25 protein-coding genes are annotated in these 23,803 nt (G+C 71.3%); 14 read left to right on the forward strand and 11 right to left on the reverse strand.

The features are described 5' to 3' along the window. Positions 1 to 151: 151 nt before the first annotated feature. The 8 genes from ACIQK6_RS00965 to ACIQK6_RS01000 all read left to right on the forward strand — a co-directional run bounded on the left by ACIQK6_RS00965 (position 152) and on the right by ACIQK6_RS01000 (position 8,281). A complete protein-coding gene (locus ACIQK6_RS00965) occupies positions 152 to 1,198 on the forward strand; it encodes a BMP family ABC transporter substrate-binding protein (protein WP_329099449.1) in 1,047 nt (348 codons plus the stop codon). Positions 1,199 to 1,420: 222 nt separating this feature from the next. Beyond that, entirely contained in the window at positions 1,421 to 3,004 is a 1,584-nt protein-coding gene (locus tag ACIQK6_RS00970; protein ID WP_329107702.1) for an ABC transporter ATP-binding protein, read from the forward strand. Beyond that, entirely contained in the window at positions 3,001 to 4,113 is a 1,113-nt protein-coding gene (locus tag ACIQK6_RS00975; protein ID WP_329099448.1) for an ABC transporter permease, read from the forward strand. Before ACIQK6_RS00970 ends, ACIQK6_RS00975 begins: the two co-directional genes overlap by 4 nt. Continuing rightward, positions 4,110 to 5,399, forward strand: coding sequence for an ABC transporter permease (locus ACIQK6_RS00980; RefSeq protein WP_329099447.1), 1,290 nt, complete (start codon positions 4,110 to 4,112; stop codon positions 5,397 to 5,399). The genes ACIQK6_RS00975 and ACIQK6_RS00980 overlap by 4 nt, the downstream gene beginning before the upstream one ends. Further along, positions 5,396 to 5,794 (forward strand): cytidine deaminase, encoded by a 399-nt coding sequence (locus ACIQK6_RS00985; protein ID WP_402694063.1) that lies wholly within the window; start codon positions 5,396 to 5,398, stop codon positions 5,792 to 5,794. The genes ACIQK6_RS00980 and ACIQK6_RS00985 overlap by 4 nt, the downstream gene beginning before the upstream one ends. 103 nt (positions 5,795 to 5,897) lie before the next feature. Then, positions 5,898 to 7,175: a thymidine phosphorylase gene (locus ACIQK6_RS00990; RefSeq protein ID WP_329099445.1), complete on the forward strand. Its 1,278-nt coding sequence runs from the start codon at positions 5,898 to 5,900 to the stop codon at positions 7,173 to 7,175. Positions 7,176 to 7,270: 95 nt separating this feature from the next. Then, complete coding sequence (locus ACIQK6_RS00995) at positions 7,271 to 7,861, forward strand: Uma2 family endonuclease (protein WP_402694064.1); 591 nt, start codon at positions 7,271 to 7,273, stop codon at positions 7,859 to 7,861. Positions 7,862 to 7,942: 81 nt separating this feature from the next. Further along, entirely contained in the window at positions 7,943 to 8,281 is a 339-nt protein-coding gene (locus ACIQK6_RS01000; protein WP_329099443.1) for an STAS domain-containing protein, read from the forward strand. On the opposite strand, the gene ACIQK6_RS01005 is transcribed toward ACIQK6_RS01000, so the two are convergent. Further along, the gene (locus tag ACIQK6_RS01005; protein ID WP_329099442.1) at positions 8,177 to 9,175 is read right to left on the reverse strand and encodes a sigma-70 family RNA polymerase sigma factor; all 999 of its coding nucleotides are present in this window, start codon (positions 9,173 to 9,175) and stop codon (positions 8,177 to 8,179) included. The two genes, ACIQK6_RS01000 and ACIQK6_RS01005, sit on opposite strands and share 105 nt — an antisense overlap. A gap of 198 nt (positions 9,176 to 9,373) precedes the next feature. Between ACIQK6_RS01005 and ACIQK6_RS01010 the strand changes: the two genes are divergently transcribed. Then, positions 9,374 to 10,684, forward strand: a complete 1,311-nt coding sequence (locus ACIQK6_RS01010) for an MFS transporter (protein WP_329099441.1) — start codon at positions 9,374 to 9,376, stop codon at positions 10,682 to 10,684. A 53-nt stretch (positions 10,685 to 10,737) separates the two neighbouring features. Here ACIQK6_RS01010 and ACIQK6_RS01015 read toward each other — a convergent pair whose 3' ends face one another. Next, positions 10,738 to 11,463 carry a L,D-transpeptidase family protein gene (locus ACIQK6_RS01015; RefSeq protein ID WP_329099440.1) on the reverse strand — a complete coding sequence of 242 codons (726 nt, stop codon included), beginning with the start codon at positions 11,461 to 11,463 and terminating at the stop codon, positions 10,738 to 10,740. A gap of 106 nt (positions 11,464 to 11,569) precedes the next feature. After that, positions 11,570 to 12,853 carry an MFS transporter gene (locus tag ACIQK6_RS01020; RefSeq protein ID WP_329099439.1) on the reverse strand — a complete coding sequence of 428 codons (1,284 nt, stop codon included), beginning with the start codon at positions 12,851 to 12,853 and terminating at the stop codon, positions 11,570 to 11,572. Between the two features lie 62 nt (positions 12,854 to 12,915). Here ACIQK6_RS01020 and ACIQK6_RS01025 point away from each other — a divergent pair, with 62 nt between their 5' ends. Continuing rightward, positions 12,916 to 13,917: a LysR family transcriptional regulator gene (locus ACIQK6_RS01025; protein WP_329107700.1), complete on the forward strand. Its 1,002-nt coding sequence runs from the start codon at positions 12,916 to 12,918 to the stop codon at positions 13,915 to 13,917. Between the two features lie 66 nt (positions 13,918 to 13,983). Continuing rightward, on the forward strand, positions 13,984 to 15,021 hold the full coding sequence (locus ACIQK6_RS01030; RefSeq protein WP_402694270.1) for a hypothetical protein: 1,038 nt from the start codon (positions 13,984 to 13,986) through the stop codon (positions 15,019 to 15,021). Here the strand turns inward: ACIQK6_RS01030 and ACIQK6_RS01035 are convergent. From ACIQK6_RS01035 to ACIQK6_RS01045, 3 genes are all read right to left on the reverse strand, one after another. Next, complete coding sequence (locus ACIQK6_RS01035) at positions 15,018 to 16,046, reverse strand: helix-turn-helix transcriptional regulator (RefSeq protein ID WP_329099438.1); 1,029 nt, start codon at positions 16,044 to 16,046, stop codon at positions 15,018 to 15,020. The two genes, ACIQK6_RS01030 and ACIQK6_RS01035, sit on opposite strands and share 4 nt — an antisense overlap. 327 nt (positions 16,047 to 16,373) lie before the next feature. Further along, positions 16,374 to 16,745, reverse strand: a complete 372-nt coding sequence (locus ACIQK6_RS01040; protein WP_329099437.1) for a cupin domain-containing protein — start codon at positions 16,743 to 16,745, stop codon at positions 16,374 to 16,376. Between the two features lie 81 nt (positions 16,746 to 16,826). Further along, a complete protein-coding gene (locus tag ACIQK6_RS01045; RefSeq protein ID WP_329099436.1) occupies positions 16,827 to 17,561 on the reverse strand; it encodes an alpha/beta hydrolase in 735 nt (244 codons plus the stop codon). A gap of 113 nt (positions 17,562 to 17,674) precedes the next feature. Between ACIQK6_RS01045 and ACIQK6_RS01050 the strand changes: the two genes are divergently transcribed. The 3 genes from ACIQK6_RS01050 to ACIQK6_RS01060 all read left to right on the forward strand — a co-directional run bounded on the left by ACIQK6_RS01050 (position 17,675) and on the right by ACIQK6_RS01060 (position 20,130). Further along, positions 17,675 to 18,823, forward strand: a complete 1,149-nt coding sequence (locus ACIQK6_RS01050) for an adenosine deaminase (RefSeq protein WP_329099435.1) — start codon at positions 17,675 to 17,677, stop codon at positions 18,821 to 18,823. A 139-nt stretch (positions 18,824 to 18,962) separates the two neighbouring features. Next, complete coding sequence (locus ACIQK6_RS01055) at positions 18,963 to 19,220, forward strand: hypothetical protein (RefSeq protein WP_329099434.1); 258 nt, start codon at positions 18,963 to 18,965, stop codon at positions 19,218 to 19,220. Positions 19,221 to 19,353: 133 nt separating this feature from the next. Next, positions 19,354 to 20,130: a hypothetical protein gene (locus ACIQK6_RS01060; RefSeq protein WP_329099433.1), complete on the forward strand. Its 777-nt coding sequence runs from the start codon at positions 19,354 to 19,356 to the stop codon at positions 20,128 to 20,130. Between the two features lie 46 nt (positions 20,131 to 20,176). Here the strand turns inward: ACIQK6_RS01060 and ACIQK6_RS01065 are convergent, their stop codons facing one another. From ACIQK6_RS01065 to ACIQK6_RS01085, 5 genes are all read right to left on the reverse strand, one after another. Next, complete coding sequence (locus ACIQK6_RS01065) at positions 20,177 to 20,377, reverse strand: PspC domain-containing protein (RefSeq protein WP_329099432.1); 201 nt, start codon at positions 20,375 to 20,377, stop codon at positions 20,177 to 20,179. Positions 20,378 to 20,414: 37 nt separating this feature from the next. Beyond that, entirely contained in the window at positions 20,415 to 20,987 is a 573-nt protein-coding gene (locus ACIQK6_RS01070) for a VanZ family protein (RefSeq protein WP_329099431.1), read from the reverse strand. A 107-nt stretch (positions 20,988 to 21,094) separates the two neighbouring features. After that, the gene (locus ACIQK6_RS01075) at positions 21,095 to 21,748 is read right to left on the reverse strand and encodes a PH domain-containing protein (RefSeq protein WP_329099430.1); all 654 of its coding nucleotides are present in this window, start codon (positions 21,746 to 21,748) and stop codon (positions 21,095 to 21,097) included. A gap of 25 nt (positions 21,749 to 21,773) precedes the next feature. Continuing rightward, positions 21,774 to 22,388, reverse strand: a complete 615-nt coding sequence (locus ACIQK6_RS01080; protein WP_329099429.1) for a class F sortase — start codon at positions 22,386 to 22,388, stop codon at positions 21,774 to 21,776. 128 nt (positions 22,389 to 22,516) lie between these two features. Next, positions 22,517 to 23,770, reverse strand: coding sequence for a hypothetical protein (locus tag ACIQK6_RS01085; RefSeq protein WP_402694065.1), 1,254 nt, complete (start codon positions 23,768 to 23,770; stop codon positions 22,517 to 22,519). Positions 23,771 to 23,803: the final 33 nt, after the last annotated feature.

The following is a 23,803-nucleotide window of genomic DNA, read 5'->3' on the forward strand; positions in this document are numbered from 1 at the left end:
TACGGGCGTCACTGATCGGTCACTGTCCGGTTCGCGACGATCCGATAACGACTGATGAACGGGCCTTTAACTGACATCTACGCGCGTTACGATCGCCGCGAAACCAGCGCCGGAAGAGGCGCTTTCGGTCAGTCTCGAAGGGACCCTCCTCTTGCGCCGGGTATCTAAGATCGTCTCCGCGTCCATCGTGACTGCGGCTCTCGCCCTCTCCGCCACCGCCTGCGGTGAGTCGTCCACCGAGAGCTCCGGCTCCGGCGACGGCAACGGCAAGGTCAAGGTCGGCATGGCCTACGACGTCGGCGGCCGTGGCGACAACTCCTTCAACGACTCCGCCGCGCGTGGCCTGGACAAGGCCAAGGCGGACCTCGGTGTCGAGACCAAGGAGCTCACCGCCAAGACCGGTGAGACGCCGGCCGACCGCGAGCAGCGTCTCGTCTCCCTCGCCGAGGGCGGCTACAACCCCGTCATCGGTGTCGGCTTCGCCTACAAGGACGCGCTCGAGAAGGCCGCGGCCAAGTACCCGAAGACCACCTTCGGTCTCGTCGACTCCGTCTCCGAGAAGCCGAACGTCTCCTCGATCGTCTTCACCGAGGAGCAGGGTTCCTACCTCGCCGGTGTCGCTGCCGCGCTGAAGTCCAAGGACGGCCAGATCGGCTTCATCGGTGGTGTGGACATCCCCCTGATCAAGAAGTTCGCCGCCGGCTTCCAGCAGGGTGTCAAGGACACCAAGCCCGAGGCCAACGTGCAGATCCAGTACCTGTCCACCGGTACGGACATGTCCGGCTTCGGTGCCCCGGACAAGGGCAAGGCCGCTGCCAAGGGCATGCTCGACAAGGGCATCGACGTCGTCTACTCGGCCGCGGGCGGCTCCGGCGCCGGCGCCATCGAGGCCGTCGCCGCCAAGCCGGGCGCGTGGGCGATCGGCGTCGACTCGGACCAGGCCAAGGACCCGGCCCTGTCCAAGTACGCCGGCTCCATCCTGACCTCGGTCGTCAAGAACGTCGACACCGGTGTCTTCGAGCTCGTCAAGTCCGTCCAGGACGGCAAGCCGATGACCGGCACGCACGCCTACTCGCTCGCCGAGAACGGTGTCTCGCTGACGACCACGGGTGACCACCTGAAGGACATCCAGGCCCAGCTGGACGAGGCCAAGAAGAAGATCGTCGACGGCCAGATCAAGGTCGCCACGACCCTCTGACACGGGTCACACTGGGGGCCCGGAACGGCTTCGGCCGACACTCCGGGCCCCTTTCCGTGTACGCATGCGGGCAGTTGAACATTTTTGCCAATGCTACGCGCGTAGCATGTCTGGTCGCACGGTAGCTTTCGCCACCAGCGCCCGCGTTTCTGCCCGTTCCTCGCCTCGTTCGAGCCCCGTCCAGCCTCGTCCTCCCACGCTCCCTTCCTTGGAGAGTGCGCCATCAAAGCCTCCAGTCCCAACGCCGTAGAACTCCGCGGCATCACCAAGCGTTTCCCCGGAGTCGTGGCCAACCACGACATCGACATCACCGTGCGCCGCGGCACCGTGCACGCCCTCGTGGGCGAGAACGGCGCGGGCAAGTCGACCTTGATGAAGATCCTCTACGGCATGCAGAAGCCGGACGAGGGGACCATCACGGTCGACGGCGAGCAGGTCGTCTTCAACGACCCCGGCGACGCCATCGACCGCGGCGTCGGCATGGTGCACCAGCACTTCATGCTCGCGGACTACCTCACCGTCCTCGAGAACGTCGTCCTCGGCTCCGAGAAGCTGTACGGCATCGGCGACAAGGCCCGCGCCAAGATCAAGGAAATCTCGGACGCGTACGGACTGGGCGTCCGCCCGGACGTCCTCGTCGAGGACCTCGGTGTGGCCGACAGGCAGCGTGTGGAGATCCTCAAGGTCCTGTTCCGCGGTGCCCGGACGCTGATCCTCGACGAGCCCACCGCCGTCCTGGTCCCGCAGGAGGTCGACGCGCTCTTCGACAACCTCCGCGAGCTCAAGGCCGAGGGCCTCACCGTCATCTTCATCTCGCACAAGCTGGGCGAGGTCCTGTCGGTCGCCGACGACATCACCGTCATCCGGCGCGGCACGACGGTCGGTACGGCGGACCCGGCGAACATCACGACCAAGCAGCTCGCCGAGCTGATGGTCGGCGCCGAGCTGCCCTCCCCGGAGACCCGCGAGTCGACGGTGACGGACGTCCCGATGCTCACGGTCGACGGGCTGTCGCTGAGCGCCGTCGACCCCGACGGAGTCGTCCGCGCGGTCCTCGACGGCATCACCTTCACCATCCACAAGGGCGAGGTCCTGGGCATCGCCGGCGTGGAGGGCAACGGCCAGTCCGAGCTCGTCGACTCGATCATGGGAATGCGCCACCCCGGCCAGGGCGTGGTCACCCTCGACGGCAACGACATCTCCACCGCGCCGACCCGCAAGCGCCGCGAGGACGGCATCGGCTGCATTCCCGAGGACCGCCACCGGCACGGCCTGCTCCTGGAGGCCCCCCTCTGGGAGAACCGCATCCTCGGTCACGTCACCGAGAAGCCGAACTCCCGGGGACCGATCCTCGACCTGAGGGCCGCCCGCAAGGACACCGAGCGGATCGTGCGGGAGTACGACGTCCGCACGCCCGGCATCGACGTCACTGCGGCGTCGCTCTCCGGCGGCAACCAGCAGAAGCTGATCGTCGGTCGCGAGATGAGCCACAACCCGAAGCTGCTGATCGCCGCGCACCCCACCCGGGGCGTGGACGTCGGTGCGCAGGCGCAGATCTGGGACCAGATCCGCGAGGCGCGCCGCGAAGGCCTGGCGGTGCTGCTGATCTCCGCGGACCTGGACGAGCTGATCGGCCTCTCCGACACCCTGCGCGTGATGTACCGCGGCCGGCTGGTCGCGGACGCCGACCCGGCGACCATCACCCCGGAGGAGCTCGGATCGGCCATGACCGGTGCCGCCGCCGGACACCTTGAGCACGAAGAGAGCCCTGAGGGCACCGACGGCCCGGAGGACGAGGCCCGATGAAGAAGATCGACAAGGAGCGGCTGCTCCTGGGCATCGCGGCCCCGCTGCTCGCGATCGTCGCCGCGTTCCTGATCACCGCCCTGATCCTGGCCGCGACCGGCAAGGAGCCGTTCAGCGCCTTCGGGATCATGTTCGAATACGGCGTGAAGTCGGACAGCCAGGTCTACATCATCAACAAGGCGACGCCGTACTACCTGGCGGGTATCGCGGTGGCCGTCGGCTTCCGCATGAACCTGTTCAACATCGGTGTCGACGGCCAGTACCGTCTCGCGGCCTTCTTCGCCGCCGCCGTGGGTGGCGCGCTGGCCCTGCCGGGCATCGTGCAGATCCCGCTGATCATCCTCACCGCGATGATCGTCGGCGCCATGTGGGCCGGCATCGCGGGTGTCCTCAAGGTCACCCGGGGCGTCAGCGAGGTCGTCTCCACGATCATGCTGAACATGATCGCGACCGCGATCATCGGCTACCTCCTCCAGCCCGGCCGCCTCGGCCACCTGGACGCGGCCGGCACCAAGGTCGCCACGACCCCGCTGCCGGACTCCTCGCACTTCTTCGACATCCCGACCGCGCCGACCCCGATCTACGGCTTCGTCGTGGTCGCGGTGATCGCCGGTGTCGGGTACTGGTTCACGCTGGCCCGCACCCGCTTCGGTTTCGACCTGCGCACCGTCGGCCAGTCCGACACGGCCGCCGCCGCCAGCGGTGTCAACGTCAAGAAGATGGTCATCACGGCCATGCTCATCTCCGGCGCCATGGCCGGTCTGATCGGCATGCCGACGCTGCTCAACGACTCGTACGAGTTCGGCGGCGACTTCCCCCTCGGCATCGGCTTCCTCGGCATCGCCATCGCCCTGCTCGGCCGCAACCACCCGATCGGCATCGCGCTCGCCGCGATCCTCTGGGCCTTCCTGGAGCGCGGCGGCCAGAAGCTGGAGTTCGAGAACTACGACCGGGAGATCGTCGGCGTCATGCAGGGCGTCATCGTCCTCTGTGTCGTCATCGCCTACGAACTCGTGCGCCGCTACGGCCTCAAGCGCCAGCAGCGACAGGTCGGCGAGAAGCTCGCCGCCCAGGCCCGTTCCAACGACCAGACGGAGGTGTCGGCGTGACCGCCACGGCGACTTCCACCCCGCCGCCCGCCGCCCCCAAGGCGGCCGGTGGCAAGGGCGGCCGCACCCGGCTCTCCCTCCCGGTGATCCTGCTGATCATCGCGGGCGCGCTCGTCGCGCTCTCCGCCGTGCGCGCCATCACCGGAGCGCAGGACCTGACCTCGTCGGGCCAGATCAGTGCGGCCCTCTCGCTGGCCGTGCCGATCGGCATGGCCGGTCTCGGCGGTCTGTGGGCCGAGCGCGCGGGCGTGGTCAACATCGGCCTCGAGGGCATGATGATCCTCGGCACCTTCTTCGGCGCCTGGGCCGGCTGGCAGACCAGCCCCTGGCTCGGCGTCCTCGTCGGCGTCCTGGGCGGCATGTTCGGCGGCCTGCTGCACGCCGTCGCCACCGTCACCTTCGGCGTCGACCACATCATCTCCGGCATCGCGATCAACATCCTGGCCGTCGGTCTCACCACCTACTTCGCCAAGCTGTGGTTCAACACCGGTGCGGCCGCCGCCGCGGGCGGCAGCCCGAAGCAGTCGCCGCCGGCCGACAGCATCACCTCGTTCAGCGTGCCGGGCCTGTCCGATTGGCTGGCCGACATCGAGAAGCACCACTGGTTCGTCGTCTCGGACGTCGCGGGCATCCTCGGCGGCCTGGTCACCAACCTCTCGCTGCTGACGATCGTCGCCGTGGCCCTCATCATCGGCACGTTCTTCGTGCTGTGGAAGACGGCGTTCGGTCTGCGGCTGCGCTCCTGCGGCGAGAACCCGATCGCGGCCGAGTCGCTGGGCGTCAACGTCTACAAGTACAAGTACATCGCGGTGATCGTCTCCGGCGGTCTGGCCGGCCTCGGCGGCGCCTACCTGTCGCTGGTCACCTCGCACATCTACAACGAGGGCCAGACCGGCGGCCGCGGTTACATCGGCCTCGCGGCGATGATCTTCGGCAACTGGCGGCCGGGCGGCCTCGCGATGGGTGCCGGCCTGTTCGGCTTCGCCGACGCCCTGCAGCTGCGCAGCGGCGGCCAGTCCGTGCACGCGCTGCTCCTGCTGCTGTTCGCGGTCCTCGTCGCGATCGCGGCCTGGAAGGCGTACAAGAAGCGCTGGATCACCTCTTCGATCGCCATCGTCATCGGTGTCGGCGTGTTCATCTGGTACCTCGGCACGGAGAGCGTCCCGGTCGAGTTCGTCAGTGCCACCCCGTACATCGTGACCCTGCTGGTGCTGTCGCTCTCCGCGCAGCGGCTGCGGATGCCCAAGGCGGACGGCATGCGCTACCGCAAGGGCGAGGGTAAGTGACCCCGGAGCCGACGGTGGACTGGGAAGCCCTGCGGACGTCCGCCCGGGAAGCGATGACCCGGGCGTACGCCCCGTACTCGGGCTTCCCGGTCGGGGTGGCCGCCCTGGTGGACGACGGCCGCGTCGTGACCGGCTGCAACGTCGAGAACGCCAGCTACGGGCTGGGCCTGTGCGCCGAGTGCGGACTGGTCTCCTCCCTCCAGGCCACCGGCGGCGGCCGCCTCACGCACTTCACCTGCGTGGACGGCAAGGGCGAGATCCTCGTCCCGTGCGGCCGCTGCCGCCAGCTGCTCTACGAATTCGGCGGTGACGAGCTGCTGGTGGAGACCCCGGACGGGATCCTCCCGCTGGCGGCGATGCTGCCGCAGGCCTTCGGGCCCGGCCACCTGAGATAGCCGTACCGACGGCCCTTCGCCCCTGCCGGGGCGGAGGGCCGTCGCACTTCCGTTCCTGAACCCTTCATCTCCCCCTCTCTATGCGCGTAGAAGGAAGCACCACATGGACGTCATCTCCGTCATCCGGACCAAGCGGGACCGCGGTGAGCTGAGCCCCGAGCAGATCGACTGGGTCATCGACGCGTACACCCGCGGTGTCGTGGCCGACGAGCAGATGTCGGCGCTGGCGATGGCCATCCTGCTCAACGGCATGAACCGGACCGAGATCGCCCGCTGGACCGCGGCGATGATCGCCTCCGGTGAGCGCATGAACTTCGACTCCCTCTCCCGCCCGACCGCCGACAAGCACTCCACGGGCGGCGTCGGCGACAAGATCACCCTCCCGCTCGCCCCGCTCGTCGCCGCGTGCGGCGCGGCCGTCCCCCAGCTGTCCGGCCGCGGCCTCGGCCACACCGGCGGCACCCTCGACAAGCTGGAGTCCATCCCCGGCTGGCGCGCGCTCCTCTCCAACGAGGAGATGCTGCACGTCCTGGACACCACCGGCGCGGTCATCTGTGCGGCCGGCGACGGCCTGGCCCCGGCGGACAAGAAGCTCTACGCGCTGCGCGACGTCACCGGCACGGTCGAGGCCATCCCGCTGATCGCCTCCTCGATCATGTCGAAGAAGATCGCCGAGGGCACCGGCTCGCTCGTCCTGGACGTCAAGGTCGGCACCGGCGCCTTCATGAAGAACATCGAGGACGCCCGCGAGCTGGCCCGCACCATGGTCGGCCTCGGCACCGACTCGGGCGTCAAGACCGTCGCGCTGCTCACCGACATGTCCACCCCGCTGGGCCTGACCGCCGGAAACGCCCTCGAAGTCCGCGAGTCCGTCGAGGTCCTGGCCGGTGGCGGCCCCGCCGACGTGGTCGAGCTGACCATCGCGCTGGCCAAGGAGATGCTGGACGCGGCGGGCATCAAGGACGCCGACCCGGCGAAGGCCCTGGCCGACGGCTCCGCGATGGACCACTGGCGCCGGATGATCGCGGCCCAGGGCGGCGACCCGGACGCGACCCTCCCGGTCGCCCGCGAGCAGCACGTGGTCACCGCCCCCGAGTCGGGCGTCCTGACCCGCCTCGACGCGTACGGGGTCGGCGTCGCCGCCTGGCGCCTGGGCGCCGGCCGCGCGCGCAAGGAGGACCCGGTGCAGGCGGGCGCGGGCGTCGAGCTCCACGCGAAGCCGGGCGACACGGTGACGGCGGGCCAGCCGCTGATGACCCTGCACACGGACACCCCGGAGAAGTTCGACTACGCCCTCGCCTCCCTGGCGGGCACGTACGACATCGCCCCGGCGGGCACGGCCTTCTCCGCCACGCCGATCGTCATGGACCGCATCGCCTGACCTTACTCACTCGTGCGGCTGAACGGGACCGGTGGACGCCCACCGGTCCCGTTCGTCATGCTGGGATCGGTGACGAACCGATTGAGGAGCACACCATGAGCGCACTCACCGTCCAGCAGGAGCCGGCAAACGGCGACAGCTGGGAGGGCCTCGTCCGTCTCTGGGAGGAGATGGACTGGCCCGAGGGCTGCAAGGTGGAGATCATCGAGGGGATCATCACCGTGGCACCACCACCCGTCAACGACCACAACTTGATCGCGGTATCCGTGCAGCGCCGTCTGTACACCGTGATCCCTGACGGCTGGGAGATCTTCCAGACCCTCAACGTGGCCGTGCCCAGCCATACCGGGCTCTACGTCCCGGACCTGGTGGTCGTCCCCAGGGAAGAGGTCCCGGGAGGGGAGAACTTCGTTCCCGCGGCCGCGGCCGAGCTCGTCGTCGAGGTCACCTCCAAGTCGAACGCCGTCAACGACCGCGTGTCCAAGCTCAAGGGATACGCCGCGGCGGGCATCCCGCTCTACCTGCTCATCGACCCGCACGCCACGGGCAGCCCCACCATCCACCTGTACGGCGAGCCCAGCGACGGCAAGTACCGCCTTCTGCACGCGGGCAAGTTCGGCGAGGCCGTCCATCTCCCCGAGCCGTTCGACCTCGTGCTCGACACCTTCGGCTTCCCCCGCCCCTGACTTCACAGCCCCGGCGGGACCTCACCGGGCCGTGGTGCGGATCCGCCGATGAGTTCCGGCGGGCGGGGGAGTCACCCCCTCGTGGACATCGGACGACTCGTGCTGCCCGGCCCCGGGCCGGCCGCCCCGCAGGACGCCGCACCGCTGTGCGCCCGGCTGGCCCGGCTCTACGACGCCGGGGTGGTCGCGGTGGTCTGCGACGCCGCCGCGGTGACGGCGCCCGGGCTGGCCGACGTACAGGTACTGGCCCGGCTGCGGCTGACCGCCCGGGGGCGGCCGCTGCGGGTGACCGGGGCCGCGCCCGCCCTCCGGGCCCTACTGGGCCTCGTGGGCCTCGTCGAGCTGCTCGGGGAGGCCGAACAGCGGGAACCACCGCGCGGTGTCCAGGAAGGCGTTGAGCCCGACGATCTTGCCGTCTGAGATCTCCAGCACCTGGAGCGCCCACGGGGTGTGGCCCGGCCGTCCGTCCTCGCGCGGACGGTACTGGCCGAAGGCGGGCAGGCCGTTCGCCGTGGTCGGGACGAGCCGGGAGCCCTTGCAGCCGATGCCCTGGTTCAGGTGCCAGGCCGCGATGTCCTCGTGTCCCCGGAGCCACAGGTCGAACGGCGGCATCGAGAGCACCGCGTCCTCGTGGAGGAGGGTGGTGAGCCGCGAGATGTCGTAGGCCTCGAAGGCGGAGAGGTACCGCTCCAGCAGCTTCGCCTGGTCCGCGTCGAGCGGATCCGCCGGGTCGCTGTCGCGCAGCGACTGCCCGGCCAGGGTGGCCCGGGCCCGCTGGAGGGCACTGTTCACCGAGGCCGTCGTGGTCTCCAGGAGCTGCGCCACCTCGTCGGCCTTCCAAGCCAGCACCTCGCGCAGGATGAGCACCGCCCGCTGCTTCGCCGGCAGGTGCTGGAGCGCCGCGACGAAGGCCAGGCGGACGGACTCCTTCGCCAGCGCCATCTCGGCCGGGTCGGCGGTCTGCGGCAGCACCCGGCCGTCCGGGACCGGCTCCAGCCAGGTCACCTCGGGGCGCTCGTTGAGCACGGCGGAGGCCTGGTGCTGCGGGGCGGTCAGGTCCATCGGGCGGGCCCGCTTGTTCCCGGCGTTCAGCAGGTCCAGGCAGACGTTGGTGGCGATCCGGTACAGCCACGACCGCAGCGAGGAGCGGCCCTCGAACTTCTCGTAGCTGCGCCAGGCCCGGATGTACGTGTCCTGCACCGCGTCCTCGGCGTCGAAGGACGAGCCGAGCATGCGGTAGCAGTAGCCGGTGAGCTCGACCCGGTACCGGTCCATCGCGGTGTCGAGGTCCACATCGGTGGCGAGATCACTCATGTCCGTTCATCCCCCTGGTCGTTCCGCTCCTTCGGAACCTACCGGAGGGGTCCGACAACGGCAGCCGGAAGCGCCGGAGCACCCACATATGTCGTCATCAAGTTTCTTGACGTCAAGATTAATGTGAGGCAGGGTTCCGTCATGTATCTCGATGTCGAGATACATGGGTGGCGGGCGCGGTCGAAACGGGGGACTGGGATGCGGATCGGCGGGCGGATCCGGAAGGCACGGCAGGGGGACGGAGGTCTGCTGGCGCAACTGCGCCGGCCGCCGGGCGGCCGTGACGCGCGGATCATGCTGCTCACCCAGGCGTTGGACCGAGCGGGCACCGGCGTGTGGGCCGCGTCCTCCGTCCTCTACTTCACCTTCGTCGTCGGCCTCGACGCCGGACAGCTGGGCCTGCTGCTGGGTGCGGCCGGGGTGGCGGGCATCGCCGGATCGCCGCTCGCGGGCCACCTCGCCGACCGCTTCCCGGTGCGCACCCTGCTGATCGGCTGCCACCTCGTCCGCCTCGGGGCCCTCTGCGTGCTGCTGGTGGTCACCGACTTCGGCCCGCTGCTGCTCCTGTTCGCCGTCACCCACCTGGGAGACCGGGCGGCCAAGACGCTGGAGATGCTCTTCGCCACCCGGGTCGCGGGCGAGCGGCGCGCCACCTACCAGGCACTGTCGCGCAGTTCGGCGAACGCCGGATACGCCCTCGGTGCGGGCCTCGCCGCCATCGGACTCGCCGTCGGCACCCGCGGCGCCTACCAGGTGCTGATCCTCGCCAACGCCCTGTCGTTCCTCGTGGCCGCGGCCCTGGTGTGGCGCACCCGCGAGCCGCACGGCCGCGGGCTCGTGGTCGCCCGGCCCGGAGCGCAGGAGGGCGCTCCCGGCCGGGCCGGACCCAGCCCCTGGCGGGACCGCGGCTACCTGCGGTTCGTCCTGCTGGACGTTCCGATGAACCTGGACGACTCGATCCTCGGCGTCGGCGTGCCGCTGTGGCTCGTCGGCCACACCACGGCCCCGCACGCCCTGATCCCGGCCTTCCTGGTCATCAACACCGTGCTCGTCGTCGCCCTGCAGCTACGGGTGTCGGCGCGGGTCCGGGACGCCCGCCAGGCGGCGGGCGCGGTCGCCCTGTACGGCCTGACGACGCTCGCCTGCTGCGTCTGCCTGGCCACCGCCCCCGCGGGCGGGACCCGGGCCGCCTCGATCACCCTGCTCGCCGCGGCCGTCCTGGCCACCGCCGCGGAGCTGATGCGTTCGGTGAGCTCCTGGGAACTGGCGGTCTCCCTCGCGCCCCCGGAGGCGCGCGCCTCGTACCTCGGGGTGGCCGGCATGGCACAGTCCGTCCAGAAGTCCGCCGGCCCGCTGCTGCTCACCGGCGCGGTGATGGCGGCCGGACCGGTCGGCTGGCTGGTCCTCGGGGCCGGGGTGGCGGGCCTGTCCCTCGTCCAACGCCGCTCCGCCCTGCGGCGGTTGGACCGCCTGAACACCAGGCCCGCGCCCGAGCCCTCGACGGCCTAAGCCCCGCCCGCCGAGCCCGCACCCGCTGGGTCGACCACCCCCGCGGACAGCCCTCAGGTGCCGGGCTTGCGCCCGTACACGTAGACGTCCTCGCCCTGCCCCAGCAGGTTCCAGTAGGCCTTGGCGTCGGCGGAGCGCATGTTCACGCAGCCGCCCGAACCGGGCGGGTTCCACATGCTCTTGGTCGTCGAGTGGAAGGCGATGCCGCCGTCGAAGAACTGCGCGTACGGCATCGAGACGTTGTAGAGCGTCGACCAGTGGTCGATGTTCCGGTAGTAGATCTTCTTCAGGCCGGTGCGCGTCTCCGTGCCGTCCTTGCCGGTGCGGACCGGGACGGGCCCGTACGTCAGGGTGGCGCCGTCCTGGATCCAGCTGAGCTGCCGCGTCAGGTCCACGCAGGCGATCCGCCCCCGGTTCACGGGGCAGTCACCCGCCTTGTTCGGCGTGCTGCCGGCCGCCCGCTGGGCCAGGATCGTGCTCATCGTCTGCCAGGTCAGCGGCCCGGCGTAGCCCTGGGTCGGGGTGATTCCGTGGCTCGCCTGGAAGGAGCGGATCGCCGAGCAGTCGGCCGCCGATTGCTTCCCGTCCACCGGCCGGCCGAGGAACTGCTCGACCTGCCGCTGGTACGGCCCGGTGGTGAGGTTGCAAGAGGCGGCGGCCTGCGCCGCCCCGCCTCCCGTGATCACCACCGGCAGCGCGAGCGCGAGGGCACCGCCCAGCACCGCCACCCGCTGCCCCGCCCGCCCGCGTGACGCACGCGTCCCCGTCCCTGTCCCCATCCCCGTTCCCGTCCCCATCCGGTCCTCCCCTGATCGCACACCGTCGTCCTCCGTTTTGAATGCCCGGAAAACGAGCCGGGGTTGCCTACGAGGGGCGTAATTTTCGTCAGCGCGCGCCCAGGGCCGACGCCGGCATCCGCCGCTCCGCGCGCGCCGCGTGCGACCCGTACAAGGTGATCGACACGACGCCGAGCACCGCCAGCAGCGCGATGCCGACCGTGGCCGCCCAGCCGGCCCCGTGGTAGGCCAGGGCGCCCAGGGTGCCGCCCGCGCTGGAGCCGAGGTAGTACGCCGACTGGTAGAGCGCGGAGGCCTGCGCCCGGCCCGTCTTCGCCGTCCGGCTCACCGCGGCCGAGGCCACCGCGTGCCCCGCGAAGAAGCCCGCGGTGATCAGGACCAGCCCGAGCACGATCGCCGCCAGGGAGTCGGACAGCGACAGCAGCAGCCCGAGCGCCGTGGTCGTCACGGCCAGGTACAGCGCGCCGCGCCGTCCGGTGCGGGCCACCAGCTTGCCGGCGGCGGCCGAAGAGACCGTACCGACCAGGTAGATCAGGAAGATCGACCCGATCACGCCCTGGCCGAGCGAGAACGGCTCGTCCACCAGGCGGTAGCCGATCACGGTGTAGACCGCGCCGAAGACCGTCATGAACAGCGCGCCGATCCCGTACAGGCGCAGCAGTAGCGGATCGCGCAGATGACCGGCGACGGTACGGCCCACCGCGCGCGGGTTCAGCGACGCCGGACGGAAGAACCGGGCCCGGGGCAGCAGTACCAGGAAGGCCACGGCGCACGCCAGCGCCACCAGGGCGACGGCCAACAGGCCCGCGCGCCAACCCCACAACTGCGCGGCCCAGCCGGTGACGAGACGACCGCTCATGCCGCCGATGGAGTTCCCCGCCACGAACAGGCCGATCGCTGCCACCAGGGCCTTCGGCTTGACCTCCTCCGCCAGGTACGCCATCGCGGAGGCCGGGATCCCGGCGATCGCCGCGCCCTGGACGGCGCGCAGCGCCACCAGCCACTCCACGTTCGGCGCGAACGGCACCAACAGGCCGACGCCGACGGCGATCACCATCGAGTACGTCATCATCCGGGTGCGGCCGAACCGCTCGGACAGTGCGCTCAGCGGGAGGACGAACAGCGCGAGCGCGCCGGTGGCCGCGGACACCGTCCAGCTGGCCCGGCCCGCCGTCACCCCGAAGCCGGCGGAGATCGCGGGCAACAGTGCCTGGGTGGAGTAGAGGAGGGCGAACGTCGCGAGTCCGGCGGCGAAGAGCGCGAGGCTCATCCGGCGGTAGCCGGGGCGGCCGGGGGAGAGGGGCTGCGGTGCGGGGGACGACGGGGTGGAGGCACCCGGGATGACGGGTGCCCCGGTATGAACGGGAGGCATGCTTCGACGGTAGGCCTGTTGGTTTCATGCGTCCAATGCACGGAATTGCAATAATCGATCCGCTGATGCATCAACCCAGCTCAGAGGCCTGGATGTCGATGAACCGTTACGTAGAAGACATGGCCGTAACAACCTTGCTCGCGCCGCGGCTGGCGTATTTCGTCGCCGTCGCCCGCCACGAGCACGTCACGCGCGCCGCCCACGAGCTGGGCGTCCCGCAGTCCACCCTGTCCCGCGCCATGGTCCGGCTCGAACAGGACCTCGGTGTCACGCTGTTCGCCCGCAAGGGCCGTACGGTCGCCCTCACCACGGCCGGCCGCACCTTCCTGGCCTCGGCCGAGCAGGCCCTCACGGAGATCGACCGTGCGGCCGAATCCGTACAGCAGGACGCCGATCCGGCGGCCGGCAAGGTGGCCTTCGGCTTCCTGCACACCCTCGGGTCCGAGACCGTACCCGGCCTCATCCGCGCCTTCCGCGCCGACCACCCGCGCATCCGCTTCTCCCTCGTCCAGAACTACGGCGAGGCCATGTTGGAGAAGCTGCGGGCCGGCGAACTCGACCTGTGCCTGACCTCCCCGCTGCCGGACGCGCCCGACCTGGTCGCCCGGCGCCTCGACGAACAGCGGCTGAGGCTGGTGGTCCCGGACGACCACCGGCTCGCGACCCGCAAGCGCATCCGCCTTGCCGAGGCCGCCGAGGAAACCTTCGTCACCCTGGAGCCCGGCTACGGCATGCGCCGCATCACCGACGCCCTGTGCGCGGAGGCCGGGTTCACCCCGAAGATCGCCTTCGAGGGCGAGGAGGCCGAGACCCTGCGCGGCCTGGTCGCCGCCGGCCTCGGCGTGGCCCTCCTGCCGCCCCCGGCCGTGGCCCGCCCCGGCGTGGTCGAGCTGACGGTCACCGCCCCGCGCGCCGTCCGCGAGATCGGCCTCGCCTGGCTCGACGGCCACCCCGACACCCCGCCGGTGGCGGAGTTCAAGCGCTTCCTCCTCTCCCGCCGCGGCCGCCTCATCCCGGAACTGGAACCGCTCGCGCCGCAGGAGGGCCACCAGCCCGAAAACTGATGGCCGTCCGCGGCCCCGGCGAGCAGAATCACGGGGTTGCCGGGTCGGGGGAGATGCTTTTTGGACGTGTTCGCGTGCGCCGGATGCGGTACGGAGCTGACGGCCCCGGTCTCCCGGGTCGCCCTCCCCGTCCACGCCTACTACGGGGCGTGGGAGCAACTGCACCCCCCGCTGATGGAGCCGGCGACGTACGCCGTCGAACCCCGGCCCAGCGGACCGCCCTGGCGGCTGTGGGACGAGGTCGGGGAGGAACTGGCGGCCGAGCAGGGGGTGTACCTGCCGCAGTACTGCGTGTCGTTCGGGTCGCGGGGTGCGGTCGTCATCGCGCCCGGCGACTCCCGGGGCATGGCCCTGATCCCCGAGAAGTGTGCGGGCCACTGCATGGGCATCGACGGTAGGGACGGACCCAATCTGGCTTGCGAGGGCTGCGGGCGCGCGGTGGCGACGCGGATGGACGACTGCGGGCTGTGGCAGACGGTGTGGCTGGAGCCCGCCGCCGTGCGGCGCGTGCCCTCTGGCCTGCCCGCCGTCCCGGTCCCCGGCTGGGACGAGCTGGTGCTGGAGTCGTACGCCGTGCCGCCCGTCGAGCTCGACGGTTCCTGGAGCCGCCGCTGGGCGGCCGCGGTTCCCGTGGCGCTCGCCCACCTGGTGGTGGCCTGCGAGGGCCGCCCGGTGGCGCTGCCCGGCCCCCTCGCCGAACTGGTCGGCGCCACCGCCGGCTGCCTGCCCGCCGGGCCCCCGGTCCTCACCAGCGGCCTGGCCGGGCCGGGCACGCCCGTGCCCCGGTCCGGCGCCGACGTCCTTCTCGTACCCCGCCACCCGGTCACGGGCGAGCCGTGGCGGCCCGCGTACGGCGGGGCCCCGTCCGTGGTGCCACTGGACATCGGGGTCTGGGCCCATCTCGTACTTCCGGGGGAGACCTCGCCGCTGCCCGCCTCCGGCACGCTGCCGGAAGGCGTCCTGCGCGATGACTACCCCTTGCCGCTGCGCCCGCGGCACGCGTTCTGGCCCCACCACCGGGCGTTCGGGAACACCCTGGCGTGCCTCCCCGGCATACGCCGCCCGGAGCTGCGCACCTACTACGACCGGTACGCCAGGACTTAGGCCGGGTCCGGCGGGGTCGGGGCCGGGTGCGAGGAGAGCAAGTAGCCCGCCTGGAAGCGGGACTTGGCGCCCACCGCGCGCATGATCTCCGCGATGTGGCGCTGGCAGGTGCGCTCCGACATGCCGAGGCGGCGCGCGATCACCTTGTCCTCCAGCCCCTCCGACAGCAGCCGGACGATCGTCTGCCGCAGCTCGTCCGAGATCGAACGGGCCGCCTCCGGGCTCACCGACGTGGGGAAGGGCTCCGCGCCCACCCAGGAGCGCTCGAAGGCCGTCGTCATGAAGTGCACGACGCTCGGCTCCCGCACCACCAGCGCCGCCCCGGTGCGGTCCGGCACCGCCATCACGCCCGTGTGGTCGTCGAAGATCAGCATCCGCATCAGCCCGTCGCCCAGGGTCCGTACCTGGGCGCCCAGTGCCGTCACCCGCTCGACGTACGCCGCCGTGGGCCGTGAGTAGCGTGCCGTGTGCTGGTAGATCGTGCGCATCCGGACCCCGCGGGTCAGCAGCGACTCGTCCCGCCCGATCGACTCCTCCAGCGTCTCCAGCGGGCGGCCCCCGCCCGGCTGCGAGGTCAGCAGCTCCCGCTCGCACGCCGCGACCAGCTCCGCGATCAGCCCCCGTACCGCCCCGAGGTCCGTCACGAGCTCCAGCCGGCCCGATCCGCTGAGGTCCCGCTGCGCGGTCCCCGCCTCGTACGCGGGTACCAGGGCCTCCAGGCGCCCGCGCAGCCGGTCCATCTCGTCGTGGGTCTCCCGTACGAGCAGGGCCAGCGGAGCCAGGGCCCGGGCCGCGGCGGCCCGGGGGGCCACCGCGCTCCAGCGGTCCGGTTCGTCGCCCGGGGCCCGCTGGAGCAGGTGCGCGGCCGCCAGCTCGGTGATCGCCGCGGCCGCGCGCACCCCCAGGGCTCCGGTGGCCTCGCGCAGGTCAAAGGCGTGCCGCTCGACGGCGTACGCGTACAGGCGCCGGGCGGCGGGGCTCAGCTCCCAGGCCGCTGCGGCCGGCCCGGATTCCTCGGCAGGCATAGGCGTATGCGTCCCGAGATGGGCCGGTTTGTAAACCCCTCGTATTCCCGCAAGGCGGCAAGACGACGCCAGGACGGCCGCCCCCGGCACATGCCGGAGCGGCACAGTGGTCAGCACGGCGTGAGGGGGAAGCGCGGTATGCGGCAGCGAACACCCAGGCGAGGACGGGGGCCCGTGTCCTGCTGAGCCCGCGGCCCGCCGTGGTGGTCGCGCCGGATCCGTCGGTGCCATCCGACCGTGAGGGGGCGGAGCGGCGGGCACGGACGGTCTGGTGCGACCTCGAAGGGTGCGACCTCGAGGGGTGCGACCTCGAAGGACGCGGGTCCGTCAGTCGGTCGCCGGCTTCGCGTAGTCGCCGTAGCCGGTCCAGTCCAGCGCGACGCACGGCTCGTCACCGAGGACCCAGGCGTCGTGCCCGGGGGCGATCTGGATGAAGTCGCCCGGGCCGACCTCGCCGCTCTCCCCGTCGTCCATGACGATCTTCATTCGGCCGCTCACGACGTACCCGGTGTGGGCGGAGAGGCAGCTGTCCGTGCCGGCCAGCGGCTTGATGTGCAGCGACCAGCGCCACCCCGGTTCGAAGACCGCGCGCCCGACCGCCCCGCCCTCGGTGTTGAACAGGTCCAGCCTGCCGGTGCCGGCCTCGAAGGGGCGCGTCTCATCGGGCCTGTCGAAGTTCCTGTGGACCAATCCGCCCATGGCCGGTCGCCTCCGGGAGTTGAGCAGCGCCCCGAGTCCACTTCCCACGGTACGCGCGCCGAGCCGCGCCGCGCCCGTGGATCACCTCCTCAACGACCTCCCGAAGCCCGAGGCCAGCGGCATCCGCAGGCCCAGTGGCGGGGGCGCGGCCAGGGCGTCCGTCACCGGCCGCGAGTACCGCCCCGAACAGACCGCGCCCAGGACGAAGTCGACGGCCAGCGCCACCACTTCCGGCTGGTGCTCGCGCAGCCCGTGGCCGTCCGAGTGCACCTCGAAGCGGCAGGTCGAACGATTCGCCTTCTTCGCGCGCGCCGCCAGCCGGAAGGACGCCTCCGGGTCGCTGCGCGCGTCGTTGGTGCCGTGCACGATCAACACCTGGCGCCCCGACAGCTGTTTCACCGGTTCGGGGCAGTCGGCCCGGGCCGTCGCCCCTAAGCAAGGGGCGATCGCCACGACCGAGTTGACGGCCCCGTGTCCCGCCGCCCGCAGGGCGGCCAGGCCCCCCGCGTCGTAGCCGACCAGGCACACCGGTACGTCCCCGTACCGCCGCACCGCCTCGTCGGCGGCCCACCCCGCCTGCTCCTCCCGGGCGGAGTCCCCGCCGTGGATGACCAGGTGCGTGACCAGCCCCTCCGCCCCGCCCGCCCGGGCCAGCGCCCGCGCGAGCGGACGCGTGGGACCCGGCGAGAACCGGGAGGCCCCGGGAAGCAGGAGCACCACCCCGTTGACCGCACTTTCCGTCGAACCCGAGCCGGTTCTCGCGCCGGCCGCCCGCCCCAGGCGGGCCCCGCGCGCCGGCGGCGCATGCTGTGCCATGGCGGAACAGTCTCAGACCTTCAGGTGTACGCCATCCGTCCGCGCGGTCTCTGTTACATATCGACGCCCGCCGGGGACATTCCGCTCTACGCGCGTAGGAGTAGAGTGCGCAGATGACGAGCGAGACCCCCAACCTGCCGACCCCGGATCAGATCCGTCGTTCCCCGAAGGTGCTGCTGCACGATCACCTCGACGGCGGACTGCGTCCCGGGACCATCATCGAGCTGGCCCGCGAGGTCGGCTACGAGAACCTCCCCGAGACCGACGCCGACAAGCTCGGCATCTGGTTCCGCGAGGCCGCCGACTCCGGTTCCCTGCCGCGCTACCTGGAGACCTTCGCGCACACCTGCGCGGTCATGCAGACGAAGGCCGCCCTCTTCCGGGTCGCCGCCGAGTGCGCCGAGGACCTGGCCGAGGACGGCGTCGTGTACGCCGAGATCCGCTACGCGCCCGAGCAGCACCTGGAAGCCGGTCTGACCCTCGAAGAGGTCGTCGAGGCCGTGAACGACGGCTTCCGCGAGGGCGAGCGCCGCGCGAAGGCCGGCGGCCACCGCATCCGCGTCGGCGCCCTGCTGACCGCGATGCGCCACGCCGCCCGCGCGCTGGAGATCGCCGAACTGGCGAACCGCTACCGCGACAACGGTGTGGTCGGCTTCGACATCGCCGGCGCCGAGGCCGGGTTCCCTCCCACCCGCCACCTCGACGCCTTCGAGTACCTCAAGCGCGAGAACAACCACTTCACCATCCACGCGGGCGAGGCCTTCGGCCTGCCGTCGATCTGGCAGGCCCTGCAGTGGTGCGGCGCCGACCGCCTCGGTCACGGCGTGAAGATCATCGACGACATCGAGGTCGCCGAGGACGGTTCCGTGACCCTGGGCCGTCTGGCCTCGTACGTCCGGGACAAGCGCATCCCCCTGGAGATGTGCCCGACCTCGAACCTGCAGACCGCCGCGGCCGCCTCGTATGCCGAGCACCCGATTGGTCTGCTGCGCAAGCTGCACTTCAGGCTCACGGTCAACACGGACAACCGCCTGATGAGCGGCACCAGCATGAGCCGCGAGTTCGAGCACCTGGTCGACACCTTCGGCTACACCCTCGACGACATGCAGTGGTTCACCGTCAATGCGATGAAGTCCGCGTTCATTCCTTTCGATGAACGACTGGCCATGATCAATGAAGTGATCAAGCCCGGTTACGCGGAGCTGAAGTCGGAGTGGCTGTTCCAGCAGACCGCTTCCACCAGCGGTTCCGTCTCGGCCTAGGCCACGGCTTTACCCCGCGAAAGCGCCCGGGAGGGAGAATCCCCGGGCGCTTTCTCGTATTTAAGGATGTTTGCGGACGGGGGTTTGAAGTGACTAGTTTGCGGAGCCGCTCAATTCCCCGTCGCAAGGACAACTCTTCATGAAGAAGTCAGCTGCCAAGACCCTCGGTACCGCCGTTCTCGGTGTCGCCTTCGCCGCGGTCGCCGCCGGCACCGCCTCCGCCGCCGTTCCGGCGGTCGGCCTCACCGACGCGCTGGGCTCCGCCGCGGGCATGCTCCAGGGCGCCACCAGCCAGCAGCAGGTGAGCGGCGGGGCCCAGCAGTCGAGCGACCCCACCTCTCAGATCACCGGAGCCCTGACTCCGCTGACCGGCGCTCTGAACGGCCTCGGCAGCTGAGACCGCTCTCGCCGTGATGCGTACACGTGTGCGGCGGGCGCATGCCCTTTCGACCGGGTATGTCTCCCACCGCACCGTGTGCCACGATCGCCACCAACTGCCCGCCTACGTCTTGGGTATGAGGTTCTCGGTCATGCGCATGAAGGCACGAGCGACGATGGTCGCGCTGGTCCCCACCCTGCTCTTCGCGGCCGTGGGGTGCAGCAGTACGAACACCCCCGCGACGGGCAGGACCCCCGATCCCAAAGGCTCCGCGGGCAGCGCCTCCGCCGCGCCCGGAGCCCCGGCGCCGTCTGCCGCGGTGACGGGAGCGGCCGCGCCGAAGACCGGTGGCAGCAGGCTTGAGCGGTCCGCGCTGGCACAGGGTGACCTGCCCGGCTACCAGGTCTCCGCCCAGGGCAAGAACCCCAACGCCCCGGACGGCCAGCCGCAGGCCGACAAGAAGGCCTGCCAGCCGTTGGCCGACATCATGGGCGACGAGCCGGACCCGTCCGCGCGCGAGACCCTCAGCCGCGGCGTCGGCTCCCAGAAGCAGGTCGGGCTGGCCGTCTCCGCTTCCGTCAGCTCCTACTCCGAGAGCGACGCCAAGGCACTGGTCGCCCGGCTCAAGGCCGCCGTCGCCGCCTGCGGTACCGGCTTCTCCGCCAAGATCGAGAAGCAGACCGGGGCCTACCGCGAGGTGCGCCCCGCCGACTTCCGCGCGGGCGGCGACGAGAGCGTCAGCTGGACCATGACCGCCGCCGCCGAGGGCGTCTCGGCACAGGTCCACCTGGTCGTCGTGCGCGAGGGCGACACCGTCGTGCGGCTGATGGCCCTCAACGTGGCGGCGACCCAGCAGAAGGCGCAGGTGCCGCAGGAAGTGGCCGACAAGCAGCTGGAGAAGATCCGCAAGGTCCAGCAGGCCGGCTGACGGGTGACCGGTCGAGCCGACGACCCGTCGGCCGCCGGCCCCCGGACTACCAGGCGGTCGAAGCGGACTTCTCGTTCGGCAGCAGGACCCACAGCGCTATGTAGACCAGGAACTGCGGGCCGGGCAGCAGGCACGAGACGACGAAAATGGCGCGCATCGCGTTGGCGGAAATTCCGAAACGCCGCGCCAGTCCGGCGCAGACTCCGCCGATCCAGCGGCCGTCACGGGGGCGGACCAGGGCGCTCATGAGGTTCTCCTTCGTCGGTATCGCTCTCTGCGATGGCTCAATACTCCCGCTGGACCGCCGACAGGACGTCGGTCCAGGGGCCGAGCCCGACCCTGGAAATCTTCGGGGTATCCCCCTGATAAACGGTGTGTGAGCGCCTCAGCCGGGCCCTCAGTGCCGGTACGACGGCCACGTGCGCGAGCACCACACCGGCGGTGTTCAGCAGCACCGAGTCCACGTCCACGACCTGCCCCGGAACCGCGGTCTGCAGCATCTCGATGCACACCGAGACCAGCGCACCCGCGGCAGCCGTCCGGACCAGCGAGGACCACGCGGACAGGGCCGACGGAGCGAGCCGTCCGCTGATCAACGGCACCAACACCCCGAGCGGCGCCAGCAGCGCGAGCCCCTCGCCGATCTGCCGGGCGGCCTCCAGCGGACCGAGGGCCAGGTCCGCCGTGATCCCCTCCAGCGGACTCAGATTGGCCGCAGCGGCCCAGGGCACGTCCAGCGGCCGCAGGGTCAGCCAGCCGACGACCACGAAATGGGCCGCGAGCAGGAGCCCGGCCAGGAGTCGGAGACGGAGGTGGATCGCGGTGGTGGCGCTTTCGCCGGCCTCATGACGCTGCACACCTGCGAGGACGCATCACCCGGTAGCCACGGTTCCGGCCAAGAGGGGGGTGTGGTGGGGAGCACCCGACCGCACCCGACGGGCCCGGGACCCGGAGTTCCGGCCGGTCAGCGCGTGGCGATGAGGACGATCAGGAGCAGCACGCCGACCAGGGCGGGCGCGATGATCTCGTACGACCAGCGCACGCGCACGCTGCCCTGCGCGCCCGGCCGTGCGGCGTTCAGCTCGGCCAACCCCTGGAGCTCGTCGACGATCCGGTCGGCGTTGGCCCGCATCGGTTCGGAGTCGGCGGCGGAGGTACGGGCCCGCGCGGCGGGCTGGCCCGAGCTGCCCGGGTCGCGACGGTCGATCGCGTTGCGGCGCATCTGCTGCCGGTGGGCCTTCTTCCGCTCCCGCAGCGAGACCGGCACGGACCAGAGCTGGTACTTCGATCCCTCGGCCAGCACCTCGGCCGAGTAGCCGGCGCGCACGGCGTCCACGGCCGCCCAGGGCAGCTCGATGATCCGGAAGGGGTTCCGCACGCGCAACCGGTCCTCGTTGGCGAAGACGGCAGGGCGGATCGTGAACGCGACGACCAGCGGTACGGCGGTGAGCGCCACCGCCAGTCCGATCCACGGGGTGCTGCCGGAGCCCCGCAGGACGGCGTCGCCGCAGAGCCAGGCGATCAGTGCGAGCAGCAGTACCCCCGAGACGACGCCCATGGAGGATCGGTAGACCCGGTCTGCGTACACCGGTTCGTCGGTCGGCTGCTGGCTGCTCATGGGGTCGATTCTGCCCCACGCCCCCTCAGCCCACGAGATCGGCGTACAGGATGATGTTGTCGGGCCGGTGGCCGTCGGTGAGCTCGCCGCCGCAGGTGATGACGCGCAGCTCGGGGCGGGTGGTGTCCCCGTACACCTTGGCGGTCGGGAACTCCTTCTTCCCGACCTGCTCCAGCTCCCGGACGCGGAAGACGGCGGTGGTGCCGTCGGCCCGGGAGACGGTGATCTCCTCGCCGGTGCGCACGCGCGAGACGTCCTTGAGCACGGCCGGGCCGCGCTCGGTGTCGAAGTGGCCGATCAGCACGGCGGGACCGGTCTGGCCGGGCGTGACGCCCTTGGTGTACCAGCCGATCTTGTCGGCGTCGGCCACCGAGGGCACCTCGACGGCGCCGTCGGCGGTGAGCCCCAACCCCAGGATCGGGGAGGCGTCCACCCCGGCCGAGGGGATGCGCACGCGGACGGGCTCGGAGGCGGTCATCGGGCCGGCGGCCGGGGCTTCGGCCGGAGCGGCGGAGGCAGCGGTGACGTGCGGGGCCGGGTCCGTGGCCGGGTCCGCGGCGGGGGCGCCGCCGCAGCCGGTCAGGGCGGCGAGGGCGAGCGGGGCGAGCAGTGCGGTGGCGCGGAGGGCGGCGCGGGACATGCGGGGCTCCTGAACGGGGACCGGCGGGCCACCCCGAGGGTGGCCCGCCGAGGGCGTGTCCGGCCCGATAGGCGAGACACCCCCATGAGGGGAAGGGTGACGCGGGGGCCGCGCGGGGCGGCCGTTCGTCAGCTGTGGCTGCGGCGACGGCGCAGGACGGTCGCACCGAGCGCGGCGGAGACCGCGAGGAGGCCGGCGCCAGCGGCGACGGTGGTGCTGTTGTCGGTGTCCTCGGACGCGATCTCGGCGCCCGCGGCGACGGAACCCTGGGGGACGACGGTGGTCTGGCCCACGGTCTGGGCGGAGACGTTCGTGGCGGTCACCGGCTTCGCGGTGGAGGGCTCGGGCTTCGGGGCCGGGGTCTCCTCCGTGACCTTGTAGTCGAGGGTGCAGCCCTTGGGGAGCGCGGGGAAGTTCTCGAAGCCGGACGGGACGTTGTCGCCGCCCTGGGTCTTCCATTCGAAGACGGGCTTGGCGCCGCTCGGGTTGTTGATGCGGGAGAAGTAGTCCGGCGAACCCTTGGGGTTGGAGCGGGTGAGGGTCTGGTTCCAGGTGCCGGCGGGGTCGCTACCGTGCATGACGGCCTTGGGGCCCATGGAGGACATGGTCAGGTCGGCCTGCAGGCCGGCGCCGAGGTCGACCTGCTTGACCTTGGAGACGCACGAGGTGGGCCTGTCGTTGGTGGTCGGGTAGCTCGGCTTGCACCCCTTGGGGAGCGCGGGGAACGCGACCTGGCCGAGCACGTCGTTGCCGCCCTGCGTCTTCCACTCGAAGACGGGCTTGGCACCGCTCGGGTTCACGATCCGGGCGATGAAGCCGGCGGACACCGAGGGGTGGCTGCGGTTCAGTTCGTCGAAGTTGCGGCCGCGGTCGGCGGCCTCGAAGAGCAGCACCTTCGGGCCCTGCTCGGAGATGAACAGCTCGGCATACATCCCCGCGCCGATGTCCTGCCCGATCGGGCCGACCTGGCAGTCCGTGCTGGGCTCGTCCTCGGGCAGCGTCCACGACTTGGTCGAACCGTCCTTGGTCGCGGTCAGGACGTGGCCCTTGCCGCTCTTGACCAGCTTCAGCTCCAGCCCGTTGGCCGAGATGGCCGGCCCGCCCGGGGTGAGCACCCCGAGGCTGCGGGTCGGGAAGGTGTTCGGGTCCTCCGAACCGACGGCGAGGATCTCGACCTCCGGGCCGCCGGCAGTGTGGCGCACCACCGCGGTGAACCCGGGGGCGACGTCGATCTGCGTGTCCGCTCCGTAGCCGTGGCCCGCGGTGGGCGCGGCGGGTGCGGCCTGCGGGGCGGTGGCCGCGTACGCAGTGCCCGCGATCGGGGCGAGGAGGGCACCGGCGAGGACGGCGGTGGAGATGGAGGCACGGAGGACGGTACGCATAACGACTCCTTGAAGCGTTGTTCGGGAAGGGTG

Source organism: Streptomyces sp. NPDC091682 (genome assembly GCF_044756625.1).
Taxonomy (GTDB): Bacteria; Actinomycetota; Actinomycetes; order Streptomycetales; family Streptomycetaceae; genus Streptomyces.

Coding starts and splice junctions, on each gene's coding strand:
- ACIQK6_RS00975 (WP_329099448.1), top strand. CDS start 3,001: ATGAAGAAGATCGACAAGGAGCGGCTGCTCCTGGGCATCGCGGCCCCG.
- ACIQK6_RS01045 (WP_329099436.1), bottom strand. CDS start 17,561: ATGGCACAGCATGCGCCGCCGGCGCGCGGGGCCCGCCTGGGGCGGGCG.
- ACIQK6_RS01060 (WP_329099433.1), top strand. CDS start 19,354: ATGCGCATGAAGGCACGAGCGACGATGGTCGCGCTGGTCCCCACCCTG.
- ACIQK6_RS01035 (WP_329099438.1), bottom strand. CDS start 16,046: ATGCCTGCCGAGGAATCCGGGCCGGCCGCAGCGGCCTGGGAGCTGAGC.
- ACIQK6_RS01075 (WP_329099430.1), bottom strand. CDS start 21,748: ATGAGCAGCCAGCAGCCGACCGACGAACCGGTGTACGCAGACCGGGTC.
- ACIQK6_RS01020 (WP_329099439.1), bottom strand. CDS start 12,853: ATGCCTCCCGTTCATACCGGGGCACCCGTCATCCCGGGTGCCTCCACC.
- ACIQK6_RS01055 (WP_329099434.1), top strand. CDS start 18,963: ATGAAGAAGTCAGCTGCCAAGACCCTCGGTACCGCCGTTCTCGGTGTC.
- ACIQK6_RS01080 (WP_329099429.1), bottom strand. CDS start 22,388: ATGTCCCGCGCCGCCCTCCGCGCCACCGCACTGCTCGCCCCGCTCGCC.
- ACIQK6_RS01015 (WP_329099440.1), bottom strand. CDS start 11,463: ATGGGGACAGGGACGGGGACGCGTGCGTCACGCGGGCGGGCGGGGCAG.
- ACIQK6_RS01040 (WP_329099437.1), bottom strand. CDS start 16,745: ATGGGCGGATTGGTCCACAGGAACTTCGACAGGCCCGATGAGACGCGC.
- ACIQK6_RS01005 (WP_329099442.1), bottom strand. CDS start 9,175: ATGAGTGATCTCGCCACCGATGTGGACCTCGACACCGCGATGGACCGG.
- ACIQK6_RS00990 (WP_329099445.1), top strand. CDS start 5,898: ATGGACGTCATCTCCGTCATCCGGACCAAGCGGGACCGCGGTGAGCTG.
- ACIQK6_RS01065 (WP_329099432.1), bottom strand. CDS start 20,377: ATGAGCGCCCTGGTCCGCCCCCGTGACGGCCGCTGGATCGGCGGAGTC.
- ACIQK6_RS01010 (WP_329099441.1), top strand. CDS start 9,374: ATGCGGATCGGCGGGCGGATCCGGAAGGCACGGCAGGGGGACGGAGGT.
- ACIQK6_RS01085 (WP_402694065.1), bottom strand. CDS start 23,770: ATGCGTACCGTCCTCCGTGCCTCCATCTCCACCGCCGTCCTCGCCGGT.
- ACIQK6_RS01050 (WP_329099435.1), top strand. CDS start 17,675: ATGACGAGCGAGACCCCCAACCTGCCGACCCCGGATCAGATCCGTCGT.
- ACIQK6_RS00995 (WP_402694064.1), top strand. CDS start 7,271: ATGAGCGCACTCACCGTCCAGCAGGAGCCGGCAAACGGCGACAGCTGG.